Source organism: Corynebacterium sp. CQ3829_602738 (assembly GCF_054478435.1).
Genome location: NZ_CM137003.1, coordinates 122691 through 144838 on the forward strand (window position 1 = coordinate 122691; position 22148 = coordinate 144838).

Annotated in this window: 14 protein-coding genes, 4 tRNA genes and 1 pseudogene; 11 read left to right on the top strand and 8 right to left on the bottom strand. The window is 61.8% G+C overall.

Annotation, left to right across the window (positions count from 1 at the left end; translation table 11 throughout):
• Positions 1-164 precede the first annotated feature (164 nt).
• Positions 165-965, top strand: coding sequence for an endonuclease domain-containing protein (locus ACX1NL_RS00495; protein WP_458898340.1), 801 nt, complete (start codon positions 165-167; stop codon positions 963-965).
• An 85-nt stretch (positions 966-1050) separates the two neighbouring features.
• Here ACX1NL_RS00495 and wzt read toward each other — a convergent pair whose 3' ends face one another.
• Together wzt and wzm are read right to left on the bottom strand one after the other, a co-directional pair.
• Positions 1051-1857 (bottom strand): galactan export ABC transporter ATP-binding subunit Wzt/RfbE, encoded by an 807-nt coding sequence (gene wzt, locus ACX1NL_RS00500; RefSeq protein WP_181889509.1) that lies wholly within the window; start codon positions 1855-1857, stop codon positions 1051-1053.
• A gap of 17 nt (positions 1858-1874) precedes the next feature.
• Positions 1875-2723: a galactan export ABC transporter permease subunit Wzm/RfbD gene (gene wzm / locus ACX1NL_RS00505; protein ID WP_375713377.1), complete on the bottom strand. Its 849-nt coding sequence runs from the start codon at positions 2721-2723 to the stop codon at positions 1875-1877.
• 144 nt (positions 2724-2867) lie between these two features.
• On the opposite strand from wzm, the gene ACX1NL_RS00510 reads away from it, so the two are divergent.
• Entirely contained in the window at positions 2868-4079 is a 1212-nt protein-coding gene (locus tag ACX1NL_RS00510; RefSeq protein ID WP_458898341.1) for an aminotransferase class V-fold PLP-dependent enzyme, read from the top strand.
• Here ACX1NL_RS00510 and ACX1NL_RS00515 read toward each other — a convergent pair.
• Positions 4076-5011 (bottom strand): NAD(P)H-quinone oxidoreductase, encoded by a 936-nt coding sequence (locus ACX1NL_RS00515; RefSeq protein ID WP_181889511.1) that lies wholly within the window; start codon positions 5009-5011, stop codon positions 4076-4078. The two genes, ACX1NL_RS00510 and ACX1NL_RS00515, sit on opposite strands and share 4 nt — an antisense overlap.
• Positions 5012-5042: 31 nt before the next feature.
• On the opposite strand from ACX1NL_RS00515, the gene ACX1NL_RS00520 reads away from it, so the two are divergent.
• From ACX1NL_RS00520 to ACX1NL_RS00535, 4 genes are all read left to right on the top strand, one after another.
• A tRNA-Ser gene (locus ACX1NL_RS00520) sits at positions 5043-5130 on the top strand.
• Positions 5131-5572: 442 nt separating this feature from the next.
• Positions 5573-7180, top strand: coding sequence for an IS21 family transposase (gene istA, locus ACX1NL_RS00525; protein WP_458897662.1), 1608 nt, complete (start codon positions 5573-5575; stop codon positions 7178-7180).
• 14 nt (positions 7181-7194) lie between these two features.
• The gene (locus tag ACX1NL_RS00530) at positions 7195-7953 is read left to right on the top strand and encodes an ATP-binding protein (protein ID WP_092100363.1); all 759 of its coding nucleotides are present in this window, start codon (positions 7195-7197) and stop codon (positions 7951-7953) included.
• A 181-nt stretch (positions 7954-8134) separates the two neighbouring features.
• The gene (locus tag ACX1NL_RS00535; protein ID WP_458898342.1) at positions 8135-9127 is read left to right on the top strand and encodes a hypothetical protein; all 993 of its coding nucleotides are present in this window, start codon (positions 8135-8137) and stop codon (positions 9125-9127) included.
• A 15-nt stretch (positions 9128-9142) separates the two neighbouring features.
• On the opposite strand, the gene ACX1NL_RS00540 is transcribed toward ACX1NL_RS00535, so the two are convergent.
• Positions 9143-10381 carry an IS256 family transposase gene (locus ACX1NL_RS00540; RefSeq protein WP_239220099.1) on the bottom strand — a complete coding sequence of 413 codons (1239 nt, stop codon included), beginning with the start codon at positions 10379-10381 and terminating at the stop codon, positions 9143-9145.
• Between the two features lie 172 nt (positions 10382-10553).
• Between ACX1NL_RS00540 and ACX1NL_RS00545 the strand changes: the two genes are divergently transcribed.
• Positions 10554-15137 carry an SdrD B-like domain-containing protein gene (locus tag ACX1NL_RS00545; RefSeq protein WP_458898343.1) on the top strand — a complete coding sequence of 1528 codons (4584 nt, stop codon included), beginning with the start codon at positions 10554-10556 and terminating at the stop codon, positions 15135-15137.
• A 66-nt stretch (positions 15138-15203) separates the two neighbouring features.
• Here ACX1NL_RS00545 and ACX1NL_RS00550 read toward each other — a convergent pair whose 3' ends face one another.
• The gene (locus ACX1NL_RS00550) at positions 15204-15701 is read right to left on the bottom strand and encodes a hypothetical protein (RefSeq protein ID WP_311389130.1); all 498 of its coding nucleotides are present in this window, start codon (positions 15699-15701) and stop codon (positions 15204-15206) included.
• A gap of 85 nt (positions 15702-15786) precedes the next feature.
• On the opposite strand from ACX1NL_RS00550, the gene ACX1NL_RS00555 reads away from it, so the two are divergent.
• Together ACX1NL_RS00555 and ACX1NL_RS00560 are read left to right on the top strand one after the other, a co-directional pair.
• Positions 15787-15877 (top strand) — tRNA-Ser (locus ACX1NL_RS00555).
• A 2-nt stretch (positions 15878-15879) separates the two neighbouring features.
• Positions 15880-15952 (top strand) — tRNA-Arg (locus ACX1NL_RS00560).
• Positions 15953-16108: 156 nt separating this feature from the next.
• On the opposite strand, the pseudogene ACX1NL_RS00565 reads toward ACX1NL_RS00560, so the two are convergent.
• Both ACX1NL_RS00565 and ACX1NL_RS00570 read right to left on the bottom strand, forming a co-directional pair.
• A pseudogene (locus ACX1NL_RS00565) lies at positions 16109-16282 on the bottom strand (helix-turn-helix domain-containing protein); the annotation flags it as partial.
• Between the two features lie 357 nt (positions 16283-16639).
• Complete coding sequence (locus ACX1NL_RS00570) at positions 16640-19099, bottom strand: beta strand repeat-containing protein (RefSeq protein ID WP_458898344.1); 2460 nt, start codon at positions 19097-19099, stop codon at positions 16640-16642.
• Between the two features lie 137 nt (positions 19100-19236).
• Between ACX1NL_RS00570 and mgtE the strand changes: the two genes are divergently transcribed.
• Complete coding sequence (mgtE, locus tag ACX1NL_RS00575) at positions 19237-20598, top strand: magnesium transporter (RefSeq protein WP_458898345.1); 1362 nt, start codon at positions 19237-19239, stop codon at positions 20596-20598.
• A 98-nt stretch (positions 20599-20696) separates the two neighbouring features.
• Positions 20697-20772, top strand: a tRNA-Arg gene (locus ACX1NL_RS00580).
• A 105-nt stretch (positions 20773-20877) separates the two neighbouring features.
• Here the strand turns inward: ACX1NL_RS00580 and ACX1NL_RS00585 are convergent.
• Positions 20878-22056, bottom strand: a complete 1179-nt coding sequence (locus ACX1NL_RS00585; RefSeq protein ID WP_458898263.1) for an IS1249 family transposase — start codon at positions 22054-22056, stop codon at positions 20878-20880.
• Between the last annotated feature and the right edge of the window lie 92 nt (positions 22057-22148).

The window sequence follows — 22148 nt, forward strand, 5'->3', positions numbered from 1 at the left end:
TGTATGACGGGATGAATGTCGGTCCAGAGAACAGCCTGCTCCCCGCCGGGAACCTGCCCCAGGGGATGCAAACGGTGCAGGTGAGCGCGCGATTCCACATGCTCGCGCGGGAACAGAGATCCTACGAGCTAGCCCGGGCGGACTCGCGAAGCCACCCGCGGGGAGTGATCTACCAAGTCCCCGCCGCGTACCGTGCCGCCGCCTTCGGGATAGAGAACCCCTCCAACGTGGTCCTCGCCCATGGCGCGCTTGCGCTGTACGGGCTCAAGTACCGAGTCGAGGGCAAAGACACCGTGCTCATGGACCCATCGGCGGAACGCAACTCACACGGCAACATCTACAAGCCGTCGATCGTGCGCCGCGGATGCAAGCCTGAGCACGTTTGGCAGGTCCGGCACTACGGGCATGCGTTTCAGGTTGCTAGCCCGGCGGCGGCGACGGCGCAGGTGCTGAGGGAGATCCGGAGGACGTCGCAAAGCAATGGCGCCACCTTCGCCGGCCACAGCATGGACCTTGTGGAAGCGGTCACGCTCATCGACTGCGTGCGGCGCCACCTGGGCATTGACCCGGTGGACATCCTGCAAGCGAGCTCAGGGACGGTGTGCCAGCGGTGGCTCACCCGCGCGCTTGCGAAGTCGAGCAAGCTGGCGGACTCGCCGAAAGAGACCGAAATGCGCCTGCTCGCCCAGATGGTGTGCGACAAGTTTGGGTTGCGGCTGGAGGAGCAGGTCGTTGTCCGGGACGGCGGCAAGATCGTGACCACGTTTGACCTGGCCATTCCGGAGCTCGGGATCGGGATCATGTACGACGGTGCCCACCACGGCGAGGCGAAGCAGTGGCACAAAGACACGGAGATCAACACCGACCTCACCATTTGTGGGTGGCGGGTGCTGCGCTTCACCTCGGCGTCGTTGCACAAGTTTGTGGAGAAGCTCGTGGCGCTGATCCACAAGCTCCAGTCCTGACAGATTACGGCGGCCGTTTGTGCCGACCTGGGGGGTTAGGTCCGGCCTGACAGATTCAGCCGCGATGTGTCGGGAGGGGAGGGGGCTAGGGCTTTTCGACGTCAGCGTCGCCGTGGAAGCGCTCGACCAGCTCCGCGACGTACTCGCCGGTCTCGGGGCCCTCGTAGGCGCCCACGACGTCGGCGACCAGGCCGGCCTCTCTAATTTCGCCCTTGTCCACCCACAGGGCGGTGTTGCAGAGCTGTGCCAAGAAGTCGTTGGAGTGGGAGGCGAAGACCAGGATGCCGGAGCGCTCCACCATCTCGGCGAGCCTCACGCGGGCTTTGGCCATGAAGGCGGCGTCGACGGCGCCGATGCCCTCGTCGAGCAGCAGGATCTCCGGCTCGATGGAGGTGACCACGCCGAGTGCCAACCTGACTCGCATGCCGGTGGAGTAGGTGCGAAGGGGCATGCTGAGGTAGTCGCCGAGCTCGGAAAACTCGGCGATCTCGTCCATCTTCGCCTTCATCTGTTTGCGGGTCTGGCCCAAGAACAGGCCGCGGATGATGATGTTTTCGTAGCCGGAGATCTCCGGGTCCATGCCCACACCCAGGTCGAATACGGGGGCGACGCGGCCGCGGACGTCGGCGACGCCGCGGGTCGGCTCGTAAATGCCCGAGAGCAGGCGCAGCAGGGTGGACTTGCCGGCGCCGTTGTGGCCGACCAGGCCGACGCGGTCGCCTTCCCGCAGGTGCAGGTTGATGTCGCGCAGCGCCTCCACGACCACGGTGTTGGAGGCGTTCTGGCCGATCTTGCCGCCGGCGGACGACATCACGGCCTTCTTCAGGGAGCGGGACTTGGCGTCGAAGATGGGGAAGTCGACGCAGGCGTTGTAGGTGTCGATGGAAACCATGTGAAACTCCTAAACTCCTAAACCCAGTACGGCACGCGGAAGCGCCAGCGCTTCATGGCAAGCAGGGTGATCAGGACGCCGGCGACGGTGCAGGCAAGGACGATGCCCCAGTGGTAGGCGGCCAACGGTTCGTCGATAAGCGGGGCCCTCACGATCTCGAGGTAGTGGTAGAGGGGATTGACCTCGGCGAGCATGGCGCGCTGCGCGATCTCGCCGCCCTGGTCCTTGAGGGTGCGGGTGGTCCAGACGATCGGGGTGACGTAGAAGAGCAGCTGCACCAGCGCTTCCAGCAGCGGGGCGACGTCGCGGAAGCGGGTGGCCACCATGCCGAAGAACATGGCCACCCACACGCCGTTGACCACGAGCAGCGCCAGGCCGGGGATGAACAGCAGGGTGTGCAGGGTCAGCGGGATGCGGAAAATCAGCACCAGCAAAAGCCAGATCACCATGTTGTGGGCCAAAAACAGTAGTTGGCGCCACACCAGGCGGTACACGTGCACCGACAGAGCAGATGGGAGCTGCTTGATCAGGCCTTCGTTTTCGATGAAGACGTTCGCGCCGTCCTTGATGCAGCCGGAGATGAAGCCCCAGACGATGAAGCCGACGGTGACGTGCGGGAGGAACTCCGCGACGTCGATTTGGAACAGCATGGAGTAGAGCAGGCCCAGCGCCAGCGACATCACGCCGGTGGCGATGGTGATCCACAGCGGGCCGAGGGTGGACCTCCGGTACCGCTGTTTGATGTCCTGCCATCCCAGTTGCAGCCAGAGCTCGTGCTGGCCCCAGCCGCGGATGAGGTCGTCGAACGCGCGCCGGAAGGTCTTGGACTTCGACGGCGGCGTGTCTTCGCCCGGTGGGCTGGTCATGCGGGCGACGTCTTGGCGCAGCTGTTCTACGTTGTGCACGCAGATCACCCTAGTGCACTGTATTTGCGCACCCGAGCTGGCGGTGTGCGCCGTGTCGGACGGGCGTGCATAATTAGGACATTCTTGCCTGAAGGGAGGTCGGCCGTGGCATATGACGTGTGGGGAGTGCGTGGACTCTACACATCGCTCGGTAGCGGCTGGACGTACCTGAACGCCCACACGCAGCCGCAGGTGCCGGAGAAGGTGGCCACGGCGGTCTCGAGAAGTTTCCGCAGCGCGGCGCTGGTGCCGCCGCCGGAGCCGGTGCTGGGCTCGCACTCCAAGGAGGCGCTGGGCCAGCCGGAGGGCGTGCAGTACCCGGAGGCGGCGCGGGTGGCCATCGCGGACCTGACCGGGGTGGCGGCGGACCAGGTGGTGCTGGGCCCGAGCGTGCCTGCGTTGTATTCGGCGCTGGTCAACGCGATGAAGCCGATGCTGCGCCGCAACTCCTCTGTGGTGCTGAACCCGCTGGACCGCCCGCACCTGACTAAGCGCCTGCAGCGCGCCGGGCTGGATGAGGTCTGGGCGCAGGCGGACCTGGCCACCGGCGACCTGCCGGCGTGGCAGTACAGCGAGATCGCGGATGGCTCGACCCGCCTGGTGTCCGTGCCGGCGGCGCACGCGGAGCTGGGCAACGTGGTGCGGGTGGCCGACATCGCGGAGGCTGTGCGCGCGAAGTCGAGGGCGTGGGTGCTTGTGGACGCCACCGCGTACGCCCCCTACCGGCCCGTAGACCTGGAGGCCTGGGGCGCGGACGTGGCCGCGGTGGACATCGCCCAGCTGGGCGGGCCGGACATCGCCGCGCTGATCTTCCGCGATTCCGCCATGTTCAAGCGCCTGGACATGGAGGCGCTGGACCTGGAGGTTTCCCAGGGGCTGGCGGGTGCGGTGCCGGCGGTGGTGGACCACTACGCCTCCCTGGTCGAGGGCTTTACCGGCCGCGCTACCCGCCGCAACCGCCTGAAGTACTCCCTGGACGCGACCACCGCCTACCTCAACGGCCTGCGGGATGACCTGCACACGTTCTTGGGCACCCTGCCCGCCGTGCACATCGTCGGCGTCAGCGGCGAGGCGGCCGAGGACGCGCGCGTGGAGCGCATCCCGCGCCTGGCGTTCGGCGTGACCGGCGTGCCGTCCGAAACCGTGCTGCGCCGCCTGTTGGCCAACGGCATCGTGGCCACCCAGACGTGCGCCACACCGCTTCTCGACGACATGGGCGTCGCCGACATGGGCGGCGCCGTGACCATCGCCATGTCGCCGTTCAACACCCAGAACGACATCGAGCAGCTGGTGCGCACCGTGGCGTCGCTGGCTTAAACCACCAAAAGGATCTTCCCGGTGTTGTCGCCGGAATCCAGGTGCTCGTGGGCCTTCTTGGCGTCTGCGAGCGGGAAGCGCGCGGAGATGTTCGGGGCGATCTTGCCGGACTCGATCAGCGGCCACACATTTTCCACCGTGGAGGCGACAATCGCCGCCTTCATCGGCCGGGGGCGTGCGCGCAGGGTGGTGGCGGTGACGGACAGGCGCCGCGGCATCATCCGGCCCAGCGACAGGGTGCCCTTCGGCCCGCCCTGCACCGCGATGACGATGAGGTGCCCGTCCGTGTTCAGCGTCTTGATGTTCTGCTCCAGGTACGGCCCGCCAACCACGTCCAGGATCGCGTCCGCCCACCCGGGCAGCTCCTCGGCGAAGTTCTGCTCCTTGTAGTTGATCAGGATGTCCGCGCCGAGCTCGCGGCAGTACTCGAGCTTCTCCTGGCTTCCGGCGGTCACCGCCACCTCGCAGCCGAGCGCCTTGCACATCTGGATGGCGAAGGAGCCGATGCCGCCCGCGCCGCCGTGGATGAGCACTTTGTCGCCCTCAGAGATCCCGGCGATCATGCCCAGGTTCGACCACACCGTGCACGCCACCTCGACCACGCCCGCGGTCTCCTCCACGGTCAGGCCCGACGGGATCGGCGTGAGCTGGCCTTCCGGCACCGCCACGTACTCCGCGTAGCCGCCGCCGGCGAGCAGGCAGCCGACCTCATCGCCCTCCTTGCGGCCAGTCGTGCCCGGATCCACGATCACCCCCGCGCACTCCAGCCCCATAATCTCGGACTCGCCCTTCGGCGGCGGGTACTTCCCGGCGGCCTGCATCAGGTCGCCTCGGTTCACGCCGGCGGCCACAACCTTGACCAGGACTTCGCCGTCTTGCGGGGTGGGCCTTTGGGCGTCGTAAAGCATGAGCTCATCATTGATTGCTTTCATGCGGCAAGGCTACGTTAGACTGCTCTGAGTTGGAGACGTGGCAGAGCGGCCGAATGCACCGGTCTTGAAAACCGGCGAGGTTAATCCCTCCAGGGGTTCAAATCCCCTCGTCTCCGCCAACTTCTTTTCGGGGGCATTTGCTTATCGACGCCTCCGGTTTCCCTCCCTTCCTTTAAATCTCGGTGAATTTATTGGGAGGGGGTTTGGGCTGGGTCGTGAGGCGGCGTAACAGCTAGGTGACACACGAAAAACCGGTCAGGTTATCCATCTGGTCGGTTTTGCGTTGCGGATGTCGTACGGCCGATTTCTGATAAGTCCAAACAGCTGCTGAAACTTTGGTAAATAAATCAAAAACTCTGACAGCAAGCTTATTGACGCGTGTAGTGTGCGAACCATCCCTGCCGTCTGTCGATTCGGGGTAGTTGGTACCGCGAGTCCGCGTAGTTGGTACCGGTGTTCCACGTACCCGGTACTGCAAGGGGTTTTCTTTCATAGTTGATGTTGGCGACACCACAATCCGGTGGTGTCGCGTCAACATCTACTTGGAAGGAGCCGGTCCTTGTGGCTAACTTCAAACAGATCATCGCGATGTGCCTTGACGGTGCAAGCTACGCGCAGATCACACACGCATTGGGATGTTCACGACGAGAAGTATCCCGCGCAAAGAAAGTCATCGCTGATGAGGCACTAACGCCAGAGCGTTTCCGCCAACTCCCACCGGGATGGTTCGATGATCGATTCAGCGACGGCCGGAGTAAGCGGACGATGTCCTACGACCAGCCTGATTTTCAAGCCCTTGCACGCAAGCTCCAAAGCAAAAAGCACGTGACCAGGCACAAGCTGTGGATGGACTACTTGTCGCAGCCGTGTCCGACGGACAAGACAAAGTACCAGTACTCCCAGTTTTGCAGTGGGCTCAATGAATTTCTCCGTGCTCATGATCTTGTCGAAGTCGTCACCCATGAGCCGGGGCAAGAGCTTTACGTCGACTGGGCTGGCGACAAAGTGCCGGTGGTGGATCAGGCCAGTGGTGATACCGCATTCAAGGCGTCGCTGTTTGTCGCGGTATGCCCGTACTCAGGGCTGATGTACGTCACTGCTGCTGCGAATGAGAAGATGCCGGCTTGGATTGCATGCCACGTCAAAGCGTTGAACTATCTTGGCAAATTACCGGCGGTCATCGTGCCGGATAATGCCTCTACGGCGACCTACCGGCCGAGGAAGCATTCAGGCTACCGGATGGTCACTGACCGCTACGCAGCGTTTGCCGACTACTACGGGGTCACGATTGTGCCGACAAGACCTGGCAGGCCACGCGACAAAGCGGCAGTAGAACGTGCTGTGAAAATCGCCTACACCAAAATACTCGGGTATTTCAGCGACGAGGTCTTCTACAATCTCGATGAACTCAATGAGGCAATCGCTGACCGGCTTGCCGATATCAACAGCGCAATGACACGGGCTGATGGCACAACACGGCGCATGCGCTTTGAGCAAGAAGAAGCACCAGTGATGCGCGATCTGCCGCCGACACCGTTTACGGAAGTGTCATACAAGCGGCTCAAAGTCGACCGTAATTGGCACATCACCTGTGACTACCAGTACTATTCTGTGCCATTTCAGCTGGTAGGAGAGGCAGTGACGGTCAGGCTCACCCCGCAACTGGTGAGCATCTTCAACGGTGATCAACTAGTTGCTGAACACACACGCCTTCACGGATTCAAATACCGGTACTCCACTGATCCCAACCATGGGCCAAGCAGCGATGACGAAGGCCACAAGGCGCTCACCCGCGACGAACTCTTGGCTTGGGCCTCGTCGTTCGGTTCTGCAACGCACACAGTCATAGCGATGATCCTCGATCGTAATAGTGCCGCCGTCCCCCGCGGACTTCTTCAAGCTCGCAACGTGCTGGCCAACCTGGGCAAAAAGCACAGCAAAGCCACCCTCGAGCCGGCGTGCCAGCAGGTCTTAGAAAAGAAGCTGGCTCCAACTATGGCTGTGATCAAGCGCATCCAGACTGACATTGCGCACGCTCAGCAGCCCCCTGCTGCACCAGGGCGAAAGACACAGCCCGCGACGAAGAACCAACAACGCCCAAGCGCCCCGCTTACCAGCGACGCAGCTGACGCCGTCTTCATCCGTCCTGCTGACCACTACGAAAACTAGAAGGAGCGTGAACCATGAGCAACATCAATGACGAAACAGTACGGGCAAAAATGCGAAAGCTTCGCGTATCGACCTTCGCTGATGTCTTCTACGAGATTGTCAACGACGAGGCCTACGCGGATGCGCTACCAGAGGACATCTTCCTCGCAGCAGTCGAAGAGGCCTACACACAGCGGCAACAACGCAACATCGCCAAAGCCATCACCCAGGCACAATTCCGATACCCGGACGCGAGCCTTGCTGAAGTCACCCGAGCAGAACAACGCGGCATCAACATGCGCCAACTGAAACGAATCGCGGCGACCAACTGGCGGGAAAACCCGACCAACATTCACATCCTCGCACCGACCGGAACAGGGAAAACATACATAGTCTGCGCCATCGGCGTCGCCGCATGCCAAGCCGGATACTCCGTGGCCTACTACCGGCTAGACCAACTCGTAGACATGTTGGCGGTCTTCTCACCGACTGACCAAAACTACCTCGATAAGATGCGGAAACTGATCAATGTCGATGTCCTTATCATCGACGATTTTATGACCATGAGCATCAACCAGCGCGGGCAAGAAGACCTGAGCAAGATCATATTCGACCGCGACGGTCGGCTCCCAACACTGATCTCCTCCCAATCGGCCGCCGCCTATTGGGTCGAAGCCCTCCCCGACAGAGTCGGAGCCGATTCACTCGTTAGCCGCCTCAACAACGGCCACCGAATCCGCATCGGAGACTTCGACATGCGCAAGGCCACCGCCCCAATAGAACCGGACGAATAAGACAAACAGCCGGGCCAACTCCGTCGGCCCGGCCCCGGTACCAACTACCCGGAACACAGCAGTACCGGGTCTCCGGAACACCGGTACCAAAAACCCGCATCTGACACCGTCGTAGCGTTGCTTTTCCTGGATGCTGAAGGCGGGATTTCCCTTTATCAACGCTCTCCACGCGGAGGTACATATGAGCGAAAATTTGACCAGGAAAAACAGTTTGCGCCGCAACATTGCGGCGGTTATTGGAGCAGTATCGCTAGCGTGCGGGAGCGTCGCGGTGCCAGTGGTGGCACCGGAGTACGCGCCGGTGGCGCGTGCGGCTGATACGAGTGTGAATTGGGATTCGGTCGAGGCCCCGAGCTACAACCCGAAGATTGAAGTAACCGTCGATGAAACAAATCCAACTGGGGATTTTAATTACCTGTTAACTTTCGACGCTGTTCCGCCGAGGCCCACATCGCGCCCCGGCGAAGCAGGGCAGTCCAATCTTCGCAACCTTAAGGTCTGGGTTATTCCCGATGACGGGAAGACGGAACTGAGGCGAGATCCAGAACCGACGGACTTCAAATGGGCGAGCAGGCAAACACACCCTATCTACGACATCCAACACATAGGTAAGGAAACGCTGATCCTTTTCGGTGAGCCCGCCGGAGTAGATGGAGATGGGAATACCATCCTGGAGATTCCAGATGGTGATTACCCGATTAGCGCAAAACTGCCTGCGCGAGTTTCGGAGGGCAGTTCCGTGCCTTTCCACGCGTTCGCTGGAATGTATGCGCAGCTTCGACCGAAGGTGGGTTGGCAAAAAGACTTTACTTACCTGCTCCGAGAGCCGGAGAAAGACTCCCAGTTCCACACTTACCCGGATGCCTGCAGGTCGGAAAACTGGAGCAAGTATACGCTCCACGGTGACGGTTACGGTCAGCAGTTGGTCCAGTTATATGTGGGTACAGAATTGCCGTGGATGGCTCTAGGGGCAGAGCAGACGAACCTTGCCGCAGATAAAAGGCAAGAGCTCGAGCAGCAAGGATTCTTTTTTGGGCCTGGCTACAGTATCCGAATTACGGATCCGAACGGAAATGTCATCACTGAAGAGGTGATGGATAAAGCTTCCGCCGGCGATCCCAAAGGTCAAGTCCTGTGTAGTGGTGTAGCCGTTTGTGCTTTCGGCTCGGTATGAAGTTCGGGGTTTTTGTTAGGCGGTTAGCTGGTGGTGGTTGCCATGATCACCTCCTGTTTGGTGCATGAGGTGTTTGGTCTGTTCGAGTGCGGACAGTGACATGTAGCGTTTTTGCTGGATCCAATCGTCGTGCTGCTCTGCGAGGACCGCGCCGACAAGCCGGATGATCGATTCGCGGTTCGGGAAGATACCCACGACATCGGTGCGCCGGCGGATTTCCCGGTTTAGCCGCTCGGTGGGGTTGTTTGACCACACCTTCGTCCAGACTGGTTTCGGGGCTGCGGTAAACGCCAACACCTCATCGAGCGATTCCTCCAGATAGGCCGCAACCTGGGGGAACTTCGGCTCCAACAGGTCAACGACTTCGCGGGCTTGAGCCCAAGTGGATTGGGCGTCGGGTTGTTGGAAGATCGTCTGGAACATCGCAGAGACCATCGGCCACTGGGTTTTCGGGACTTTTTCGTAGAGGTTTTTCGCGAAGTGGGTGCGGCACCGCTGCCACGACGCGTCAGGCAGCACCTCGGAAATTGCGTGCTGGATGCCCTCATGGGCGTCACTGGTGATCAGGAAGACCCCGCGAAGCCCGCGGGCTTTTAGGTCTTGGAAGAAGCCTTTCCACGATGCGTTGGATTCCGCGGTGGCGACGTGCATGCCGAGCATTTCGCGGTACCCGTCGGCGTTGACCCCGGTGGCAAGCAGCACGGAGCATTTGACCACCCGGCCGCCTTCGCGCACTTTGATTGTCAACGCGTCGCATGACAGGTAGGCGTACCCGCCGGGGTCGAGTGGGCGGTTTCTGAAGTCGGCGACCATCTCGTCGAGTTCTTCCGACATGCGCGAGACTTGGGATTTCGACAGGTTGGAAATGCCAAGGGTTGCCACCAGATCGTTCATCCTGCGGGTGGAGACCCCTTTGAGATAGCACGTCGCGATCACAGTCGATAGTGCCCGTTCAGCCCGTGAGCGGCGCTCTAGCAGCCAGTCTGGGAAGAACGCGCCGTGGCGCAGCTTTGGCACTGCCACGTCGATGGTGCCGACACGGGTGTCGAGGTCGCGGTGGCGATACCCGTTGCGGTGGTTGACCCGCTCGGTGGAAGCGACGCCGTATTCGGCGCCGCAGACGGTGTCGGCCTGGGCGGAGAGGATCTGGTTGATAAACCCTTGCAGCATCTGGCGCATCAGATCAGGGGAGGCTTGGGCGAGCAGATCATCCAGATAGGTTGTCGGGTCGATAGAATGCGGTGCAGCGGTCATCGTCATGTGCCTTTCGGTGAGATGTGGTAGTTGAGTCGAAAGGTTACTGGCGGTGGCCGCCCCTACATTTTCCAGGGCCCACCATCAGCAAGCGTTACACCACACTAAGGGACGCAACCATCCCAAACAAGATCCACGGGACCCTTACCCCTATTCCGTCAACCAGAACTGGTTGCAGGCATGGGAGTGGAATTTTAATGCGACAAGCATCGCGGACTCCGATCAGATCGATGAAAGCGAAGTTTGGCTCCGTTCTGGAACTACGATCGAGTTCCACCAACTCAACCTGATCCAACCGGATGAAAACGGCGAATGCAGCCTGGGCAGCAAGGACGAAGCGCAGGCATGGGCCAACCGCTCACTCACGCACATCGTCAGCTATCGCAAAGATGTGGAGCGAGAAATTGAGGACGAAATTCAATTTGGTTCCCCGTTCATCGGCGACCGCGTCTGGGTCGACACCAACGGCGACGGCATTCAAAACGAGGATGAGACCACCGGCGTCCCCAATGTCAAGGTGATCGTTTCTCGCGAGGGCGAACCGGATCGCACCGCTACCACGGACGCTGATGGCAAATGGCTTGTGCAGGACTTGACTCCTGACGCCCAGTACAACGTGCGTTTCGTCTTGCCTGCAGGTGGTGACTACAAGGATTACTTGGTCACCAAGACTGGTACGGGTGACGGTGACGTCGACTCGAATGGCTTGAGCTTTACGACGGATCCGGTGCCCGCGACAGGCGATCTCACCTACGACCTCGGCATTACGCCGCCGGCCTCGGTTGGTGATTTCGTGTGGGAGGACACCAACGGCAACGGTATCCAGGACGATGGTGAGCCGCCGGTGCCGAACACAACCGTTCGAGTGAATGGTCCGAACGGTGAGGAGCACACGACCTCGACTGACGAGGACGGTAAGTGGAGTGTGGACGGGTTGACTCCGGGTGTGGAGTACACCGTGGAGTTCACCCCGCCGGCTGGGTACCAGGTGACTAAGACTGAGCAAGGTGAGGATCGCGGCAAGGACTCGAACCCGCAGTCTTCGAAGGTCACGTTGGAACCGGGCGAGAACAACACCAGCTACGACCTCGGACTTGTGAAGGCAGCGTCTGTTGGCGATCGGGTGTGGCTCGATTCGAACAATAACGGTGTACAGGACGAGGGCGAGACGAACGTCGCTGGAGTGACCGTGACGGTGACCGGCAATGGAGAAACTCACACTGCCACAACGGATTCCAACGGCCAGTGGCGTGTTGATGGTCTGACTCCGGGGGTGGAATACACCGTGGAGTTCACCCCTCCGGCTGGGTACCAGGTCACGAAGACGGGGCAGGGCGATGAGGCTACGGACTCCAACCCGCTTTCGTCCACAGTGACTCTGACGACTGGGGAGTACAACGAGACGTATGACCTTGGGCTCGTCGGAAAGCCCGCTTCTGTTGGTGATCGCGTATGGATCGATGCGAACCGCAATGGTGTGCAGGATGAGGGCGAGGAGAATCTCGCTGGTGTGACTGTCACCGTCACCCCGCCTGCTGGTTCGGACGAGCAGCCGCGTACTGCGACGACGGATGCGGACGGCAAGTGGCGCATTGACGAACTGACTCCGGGTGTGGAGTACACTGTTTCGTTCGAATTGCCCGAGGGGTACAAGGCCACGGATGCGTTGGTTGGCGAAGACCGCGGGGTTGATTCCAACGGTTTGCGTTCGACGGTGACGCTCAAGCCGGGTGAGTACAACGACACCTACGACTTGGGTGTTTACCAACCAGCATCGATTGGTGACTTCGTGTGGGAGGACACCAACGGCGACGGCATCCAGGATGAAGGCGAACCGCCGGTGCCGAACACTATCGTTCGAGTGACTGGCCCGAATGGTGAGACGCACACGACCGCGACCGACAAGGACGGTAAGTGGAGTGTTGATGGGTTGACTCCGGGTGTGGAGTACACCGTGGAGTTCACCCCGCCGGCTGGGTACAAGGTCACGAAGGCGGAGCAGGGTGAGGATCGCGGCAAGGACTCGAACCCGCTGAGTTCGACGGTTTCGCTGAAGCCGGGCGAGAACAACACCACCTATGATCTCGGGCTCATCAAGCCTGCCTCCGTCGGCGACCGCGTCTGGGTCGACGAAAACGCAGACGGTATCCAAGACGAGAATGAAAAGAACGGCGTGCCGAACGCCAAGGTCACGGTGACCGCGCCGGAGGGCGTCGATGAGCAACCGCGCACAACCACCACGGATGACAAGGGTAACTGGCGTATCGACGGGCTGACACCGGGTGTCGAGTACACAGTCACGTTCGAGCTCCCCGAGGGCGTATCGGCCACCAAGTCACTGGTTGGCGATGATCGCGGCGTGGATTCCAACGAGCTTTCGACCAAGATCACCCTCGAGTCTGGCCAGCACGACCCGACCATCGACCTCGGTGTGGTCCCCGCATCGATCGGCGACCGCGTGTGGCTGGATGAAGGCGACGAAGAAAAGGTCGGCAGAGCCGACGGCATCCAGGATGACGGCGAGGGCGGCATTCCAGATGTCGTAGTGCGAGTCTCCCGCCCGGGTGAGGAAGTCCGCGAGACGAAGACCGGCGCAGGCGGTACATGGAAGATCGAGGGCCTTACACCTGGAGTGGATGACTACCGCGTGGAGTTTGATGCTCCAGACGGTTTCCGCATTTCGCCGACGAAGGCGGGCGACGCCGCTGTGGACTCCAACGGTCTGTCCGACAAGGTTGCAGCTCTGAAGTCCGGTGAATTCAACGACACGTACGACCTCGGGCTGTTCATTGAAGTACCAGAGACGACGACCGTGACAACCCCGGTTCCCACAGTGGAGACGACTACGGTGCCAACTCCGTGTGATTGCTCGCCGACGACGGTGCCGAAAACGGTGACTTCCAAGGTGCCTGTGCCGACGACGAAGACCCAGTCGGTGCCGACGACACTGACGACTGAGGTTCCGGTGCCGACCACGGTGCCGACGACCACTACCCAGGTCATGTCGACGACGAAGACCCAGCCGGTGCCGACGACACTGACGACTCAGGTTCCGGTGCCGACCACGAAGACCCAGGCAGTGCCGACGACGCTGACGACTCAGGTTCCCGTGCCGACCACGCTGACAACTGAGGTTCCGGTGCCGACGACAGTGACTTCCGAGGTTCCGGTCCCGACCACGGTGCCGACGACCACTACCCAGGCAGTGCCGACGACGGTTGAGAAGCCGGTGCCGGTTCCGACTACGGTCCACTCCACGACCACTGCTGAGGCGCCGAAGCGCGGGACCGTCGGTGACAAGGTCTGGGAGGACACCAACGGTGATGGCAAGGAAGATCCGGACGAGAAGACTGGTATTCCGAATGTGCCGGTGGTGATCGTCGATAAGGATGGCAACGAGGTCACCCGAACTGTCACGGATAAGGACGGCAACTGGAAGGTTGACGTTGAGCCGGGCGAGTACACCGTCCGCTACGAGCCGGGCGATCATATTCCAAGTGATCCGGAGCTGGTCGAGCGCACGATCGTCATTGAGCCTGGCGAGGACAACTTCGATGTTGACCTCGGTGTTCTGCCGTCTGGTTCTGTCGGCGATCGTGTGTGGAACGACGAGGACGGCGACGGTAAGCAGGGTGAGAACGAGAAGGGCCTCGAGAATGTCGTGGTCCTGGTGTCCCGTGAGGGTGAGCCGACGCGTTCTGCAGTGACCGACGAGAACGGCGACTGGAAGATTGAGGGTCTGACCCCGGACGCTGAGTATGACATCCGCTTTATCAAGCCTGAGGGCTGGGATGTCACCGGTAAGGTTCCGGGTTCGGATGAGTCTGGTCGGGTCTCGAAGGTGACGGTGAAGCCGAACGAGTACAACGACTCCTACGACCTGGGTCTGAAGAAGGTTGATCCGGGTTGCGACTGCGACCCGGTCAAGCCGGGTCGCATCGGCGACCGTGTGTGGATCGACCTCAACGGCAACGGCAAGCAGGACCCGAACGAGACTGAGGGCGTGCCTGACGTCACCGTGATCGTCCGTGACAAGGATGGCAATGAAGTCACCCGCACTGTCACCGACGAGGACGGCAACTGGAAGGTCAACGTCGAGCCGGGCGACTACGAGATTGAGTACCGTCCGCGCGACTGGAAGCCGACCGATCCGAAGCGCGTGACCCAGAAGGTCACGGTGGAAGAGGGCAAGGAGTACCTGGACCTCGACCTCGGCGTGCAGAAGCCGAAGCCGGGTGAGCCGACCCCGCCGACCGGTGAGCCGGAGCCGGATCCGGAGAAGGGCTCGTCGACTGAGACCCTGGATCGCTGTGTGGCTAACGCGGTGCGTTCGCCGCTGCTGTACTTGGTGCCGGTGGCGCTGTTGGGTGCCTTCGGCGGTGAGATTGCCCGTCCGTACATGGGCGCGATCAACGAGCAGGTCAACCAGATCAACACGCAGTTCCAGGAGGCCATGCGCCGCAACAGCCCGGACTGGGGCCATGGCGGCCGTGGCGGTCGCGACAATGACCAGTTCGCTGAGCTGCGTGGCCAGATCGATGCGGCGAACCGTCGTATCGCGGAGCTTGGTCAGGACCCGAACGTCCAGCGCTTCGGCACCGTCGCCGCTGGCATCATCGGGCTGATCGCCGCGGGCGGCGTGCTCTACGACTGGTGCTCCAACGAGAAGGGCGAGGCTTTCACCTCCATCGGTGGCTCCTCCGCCAAGGAGTCCGATGCGGAAGGCCGCCAGTCCTCCAACGAGGAGACGGCGTAACCGCTAAGTAACAGCGAAAACCGGCCAGGCTACCCGCCTGGCCGGTTTTTCTATTGCTGATGTCGGCTAGACGATCTCGTCCGGGAAAAGCTCTGGCATGGTGTGGAATTGGCGGGTGCCGGGGAAGTCCGAAGGGACGTCGATAAGCAAATCCTTCGCTCGCTTCGTATCCGGGCGATTCTGGCCGGCGACGACCTGCACCTTCTCAATCGGGAACTCGCCGCGCAGCTGCACCACCGCGGAACCGTCGTTGCGGTACGCGAAGTTCTCGCCGAGCAGGCCGGCGACCTCCGAGACGGACTCGGTGGAGCTGCCCAGATTGTCCGCGCGCCACGAGCCCTCGAGATCGCCGAGGGGGACGCCGAGAAGGACAATGCCGTCCGCGGTCTTAGCCAGCGCGGAGGTCTTCGGGGTGAAATAGAACGGCACGGACGCGCTCTCGCCGGCCAACGGGCCAACAGTGAGCGAATCCAGCTTGGCAGGGAACCAAACTAAGTAATCAGACGGGTCATTTGAAGTGTCGCGGGCGGCGAGGCCGGAGGTGAGCCAAGTGTGGATTTTCATACGGCCGAGTATACGGATTTCACGCAGGGCGATCCGGGGTGTATTTGGACGCGCGGGGCCGACAGAGTAATGTGGAGCAAGGTCTGGAGATGTGCCAGAGTGGCCGAATGGGGCTCCCTGCTAAGGAGTTGCCCCCTTGACGGGGGCCGCAGGTTCAAATCCTGTCATCTCCGCCACCGCGCCCGTAGCTCAACGGATAGAGCATCTGACTACGGATCAGAAGGTTGGGGGTTCGAATCCCTCCGGGCGCACTCGTGTCATGAGTCGCGTCATGCTTGACGCATGAGTCGCGACATGCTGGACGGACCGGCATCCCAGTTGTTTTTATTCTGGGGTGCCGGTTTTGTTCATTTGGGGCGAAGTGGTGGGTCGCCGTGTTTCCAGTAGGCCTTTTGGTAGTCGCGGGCGTGAGGGGCACGCGATTTCGGTGCGATTGCCTCGGCGCCGCCTGCGTCGTAGGCGTTGAGGATCTGATGGACGCGTTGCCGTGAGATGCCAAAGCGCTTGGCGACGTTGGTGGGTGTGCCGCCTTGGTCTCTGACGGCTCTGTCGATGGCGAGGTTGCGGTTGGGACTGTTCATGGTGTCAAACATGTCCCGACTCATCAGTCAAGCGTCACCGACACGGCTGAGGTAACCCTAAGTGTCAACAATGACGCGACTCACCTGTCAAGGATCACAACGCCTTCCGCAGGCACACCCCGTCAAATATGTCGTGACCTCAGGCACCTCCGGGCGCACTCGTGTTTTTCGTGCGGAAACCCCTGCTTGGCGGGGGTTTTCGGCGTTTGTGGGGTTTGGGGGCGGTTCCTGACAGATCACGGCGGGCGTTTGCGTCGACCTGGGGCGATAGGGGCGCTCTGACAGATTCCGCCGCGATGTGTCGGAATGTAAACAGAAAGCCCCGCAGGCGAGGGCGGGGCTGGGGGTGCGACCGTGCTAGCTCTGGCGGGTTTCCACCACCGGGGCCGCGACGGTCTCGGCCGGCTTGTCGTTGCCGTTGCTGCTGCCGCCGACGCTGACATCGACGCCGTTGACGCGCGGGATGCAGGTGCGGACGGCTGCGGTGACAAGCAGGGCAGCGACGACGCCTACGGCCGCGCCACCAGCGGCGGTGAGCTGTGCGGGCTCGACGTTGAACTGACGGGCAGCGTCGTTGAATGCGCGCTCAGCCCGCTTGGCAGTGTCGTTGAGGACCGGGACGTTAACCTGGCCTGCCAGCGCAAGCGGGATCATCGCGATCAGCGGGAGACCAAGGCCCACCAGGGAAGCGATGCAGCGCGGGTCGGAGGAACCGCCGTCAACGCCGACGTTCGCGTCGATGAGGTGATCGCCGTTTTCGTCCTGGCCCTTGCGAGAGGAGCCGAAGCCCACCAAGCCGCCGTTGGCGTTGCCAGTGACGAGCACCTCCGGATTTGCGTTGCCGGTTGCGACCACGCTGTTGTTCGACCCGTTGTTGTTGCCGATGTTCGACGGGTTCGCATTGTCAGTGATGACCACAGTCGGGTTGGCGTTGTTGGTGACGACGGCGCTGTTGTTGGAGCCGTTGTCGTTGGCGTTGCCGGTGACGACCACAGTCGGGTTGGCGTTGTTGGTGACGACGGCGCTGTTGTTCGAGCCGTTGTCGTTGGCGTTGCCGGTGACAACCACCGTCGGGTTGGCGTTGTTGGTCACCACGGCGCTGTTGTTCGACCCGTTGTTGTTGCCGATGTTCGACGGGTTCGCATTGTCAGTGATGACCACGGTCGGGTTGGCGTTGTTGGTGACGACGGCGCTGTTGTTGGAGCCGTTGTCGTTCGCGTTGCCAGTGATGACCACAGTCGGGTTGGCGTTGTCGGTGACGACGGCGCTGTTGTTGGACCCGTTGTCGTTCGCGTTGCCAGTGATGACCGGGTTCGCATTGCCGGTGACGACGGCGCTGTTGTTGGACCCGTTGTCGTTCGCGTTGCCAGTGATGACCACAGTCGGGTTGGCGTTGTCGGTGACGACGGCGGAGTTGTTAGACCCGTTGTCGTTCGCGTTACCGGTGACGACAGGGTTCGCGTTGCCGGTAATGACCGGGTTCGCGTTGCCCGTGATGACCGGATTGGCGTTACCCGTGACAACAGGGTTCGCGTTGTCAGTCACCACAACGGAGTTGTTGGAACCGTTCTCGCGCAGGTTGTCGTTCACGTTGCCCGTGATGACTACGGACGGGTTGGCATTGCCAGTGATCACCGGGTTGGCATTGCCGGTGATGACCACCGTCGGGTTGGCGTTGTTGGACAGGTTGTCCTTGATCTCAACCGTCGGGTTGGCGTTGTTTGTGATCACCACGGACGGGTTGCCGTTGTTGGACAGGTTGTCCCGCGGGTTGACGTTGTCGGTGATGACCACGTTCGGGCTGCCGTTGTTGTTGCCGATGTTGGACGGGTTCGCGTTGTTGGTGATCACAACGTTGATCAAGCGTCCGGCACCGCCGCCGCTGATTCCACCCTCACCGCCGCTGGTTCCACCCTCACCGCCGCCGGTTCCGCCCTCGCTACCGCCGGTTCCGCCGCCAGTGAGGCCACCGATGATGTCGCCCAGGCCGCCGAGCAGGGAGCCACCGGTACCGGCACCGATCAGGCTGCCCAGGATTGGCCCGAGGATGCTAGCGACGGTGCCTGCAGTTTCTGCAGGTGTCTTTGACGGGTTCTTAGCCGCAATCTTCAGGGTGGTCTTGAACGTGTCAGTTCCGTCGTTCACCTCAATTGGAAGGTCGAAGTCGCCCTCCTTGAACGTGGTCGGCGGGGTGACGCGGATGGTGGCGCCGTCGTTGGAGACGGTCCAGCCAGTCGGCAGCGCGGCTCCGTTCTTGGACACGGTGACGCCTTCCGGCAGGGTGATTCCCTCGACGGACTGCGCGGACGTGGACTTTCCAAAGTCCATCGGGTAGCGGGAATCCAGCTGCTTTTCCCATTCGGCGCCCGGACGCTCGTCGATGATGTTGACGCGCAGCGTCGTCTCAAAGGTCTTGCCCGCGGCGGTGGTCACGCGCACCGGGATGTCCTTCTTACCTGTGCCAAAGGCGGCGGCGGACTTCGGGCGGATCAGGGTCAGCGTGCCGTCGTCGTTGCGGAAGTTCCAGTTGAAGATGGTTTTCGCGCGCGGGGCGACGGTGTCGCCGGGCTGAAGCTGCAGCCCTTCAACTACAGCTTCATCGGTGTTCCAGAAGTTTGCGGTGTCGAAGCGCGGCTCGAATGTGGCGGCTGTGGTGCCTTCGCTTGTCGACGGCTGCTCCGCCGGTTCCGGTTCAGCTTCACTCGTCGGCGTGGTGGTCTCCTGGGCCTGAACCGGGGAGATGAACGGGGCCACGAGGGCAAGGGATAGGGCGCCCGCCGCGATGGCGGTGCGGCGGGAACGAACGGACTTTGCCATGGTGGCTCCTTTTAGGATTCAGCGGATTGTCAGCGATGTATGACATCTATCGCAGAATACGCGTAGATCTTTACATACAACCGCCAAGAATCTGCCCTTTCTCGCGCAAAAATTTTCAGCCTGGGTACGCTCGCCGTGTGACTACGGCCAACGCGGCGGCGATCGCGCACCTGGAAAAGCAACTGAACCGGCACCGGTTGGACTCCGGCGACCTAGACGGGCTCCACGAGGAGCTGGCAGAAATCCCGTTGCACGATGTGGTGCATGTGATGGAGCGGCAGCCGTCGAAACGCGGTGCTGTGCTGATCCGCCTGCTGCCGCCGGAGCGCGCGGCCGCGGCGTTCGACGCGCTGGATCCCGCCCACCAGGCGGAGATTGTGGAGGCGCTCGGGCGCGAGGACGTCGCCGGCCTGTTCAGTGCACTGGGTGCCGAGGACCGCGTGCGCATGCTGGACAACCTGCCCGCGGAGATCGCGGAGCGGTTCCTGGGGGATCTGGACGAGGACGCCCGCGCGGACACCGACCTCATCCTCGGCTACGAGAAGGGGTCGGTCGGCCGCGCGATGAGCCCCAATGTGGCGGTGGTTGGTCCTGGTGAGGGGGTGCGGGAGGTCGTCGAGAAGCTTCGTGCGAATGCGGACCGCTTTGAGACGGTGTACACCATTGCCGTGGTGGACCCGGAGCGCACGCTGTGCGGCGTGGTGGGGCTTCGCGACCTGTTCAAGGCGGCGCCGGACGCGCGCGTCGTCGACGTGATGCGCGAGCGCCCGTCGGTGCAAGTCAGCGACGATGCCGAGGACGCCGCGCGCCGCCTGCTCTCCTCTGGTCTGCTGGCGTTTCCGGTGGTCGACGACGGCAATCGCGTAGTGGGCATCTTCACTTACGACGAGGCCGCCGACATTGTCGAGCACGCCGACAGCGAGGACACCGCGCGTCAGGGCGGCTCCGAGTCGCTGAAGCAGCCGTACCTGTCCACCCCGGTGCTGAAGCTGGTGCGCTCGCGCATCGTGTGGCTGCTGGTCCTGGCGCTCTCCGCGATCCTGACCGTGCAGGTCCTCGGGGTGTTCGAAGGCACGCTCGCGCAGGTGACCGTGTTGTCGCTGTTCATTCCGCTGCTCACCGGCACCGGCGGCAACACCGGCAACCAGGCGGCAACGACGGTGACAAGGGCACTTGCGCTTCACGACGTCACCAAAGGCGACATCCTGAAAGTCATGTGGCGCGAACTGCGCGTCGGCGCGACCCTCGGAGCAGTGCTGGGCGTGCTCGGATTGGCCATCGCGTGGGCCGTTTTCGGCCAAGACATCGGAATAGTGATAGGAAGCACACTATTTTGTGTCTGCGCCATGTCCGCGACCGTTGGCGGCATGATGCCGATCGTCGCGAAGACCGTCGGCGCGGACCCCGCCGTGTTTTCCAACCCGTTCATCTCAACCTTCTGCGACGCGACCGGTCTGGTGATTTACTTCGCCATTGCCAAGGCGGTACTCGGCTTGTAGGTGGGATGTAGTTCGCCGGTTTGACCTGCGGTTTTGGTGGTGAGTTCACCCGGGTGTAATGTTCTTCTTCGTTGTCCGCACGGCAACGAACTGAATACGCGCCCGTAGCTCAACGGATAGAGCATCTGACTACGGATCAGAAGGTTGGGGGTTCGAATCCCTCCGGGCGCACCAATTTTTTAACACCCCGAGCATGCCGCTCGGGGTGTTTTCATTTCTCTCAGGTTTAGGCGGGGGTTAAACGACAAAAAGTGTGTCTGGCTCGGCGTGTCGTGGGGGTTAGATTTGGCCTTTTTGGATGCCGATTGAGTGGGTGTAGTCGGTGTCGATAGCGTTGTCGTAGAGGGCTGGTCGTCCTGTTTCGTGGTCGGCTTGGTTCTCGTTTCGGGTCAGGGTGGATACTTTGGCGAGTTGGCCCTGGCCCCAGTTGGACTGCCTGGCGATTCGTACTGGATCGTCAGGCAGTTCCGTTTTTAAGTAGAGCCACCAATCCAGCATGCGGCGTTGTCGTTCGCCTGATCTGCCGCGGTGGGTTCTGGCGAGCAGTTTGAGCTGGGCGTTGATGCCGCCTTCCAGGCTGTTGGTGGTGGATTTGATCCGCTCGGGCGCAAGGACTCCTGCTGGCGGGTTGAGGTAGACAAACAGCATCTCGGACCGCCAAAGATGGTTGAGGCTGTTGTAGGCCTTGCGCACGTTGTGGTGTGTCCACACCCGTGTCCATGCACCGGTTTTGGGGTCCTTGATCAGGGTTTTCTCGTCCATCCATGACCGGTAGATCGTGGAGAACTCGTGCAGCTGCGCACCCCATGCGGCGGCTTCATCCAGCGTGGTGATCCGGGTCAGTTTCAGCGCAAGTCGGTAGATGGTGCGCCCGGCATCCGTACGCGGGTTGCTGGTGGTGTAGCGGCGCACCACCCGTTGGGCGTGGACGAGGCAGCGTTGGATTTTCGTGGTCGGCCAGCACTTTTTGATTGCGCTGTATGCGCCTTGGCCGCCGTCGATGACGGCGATGAGTGGGGCTTCGATGCGTTCAAGCAGGAGTTGGTAGTCGCGGGTGGTTTCGTGTTTGCACCAGTGCCAGGCGATCACGTGGTCGATTGTCGCCGCGATGATCAGGCAGCCGCCGGCGGTGTAGGTGCCGTCGAGGAAGATCTGGTCGTAGGCCCGCTTGTCGTGGCCTGCGGTGGGGTCTGGCACATCAACGAGCCAGAATGGTTCGAATCGACGTTGCAGCGTGCGCGGCGAGCACCCCACGCGGCGGGCAACAGTATCGAGGCTGGCGCCGGTGGTGAGGTGGTCGATGAAGGCGGTGAACGCCGCCGCGTTGGTGATGTCGCTTCGGCGTTTCACGCTGGAGGCGCCGCATTGTTTGCAGCGCCATCTGGTGGTGCCTTTGCTGGTGGTGCCGTTGCGTTTCATTTCACCGCCGCAGTAGCAGCGTGGTTGGTTCTTTGACATTGCGACACCACACCACGCCGCACATAGCACACCACGGCAGCCACACCGAGGATTGAACGCTCGAGACCCAGATATATGCCCCCGGAGCATAT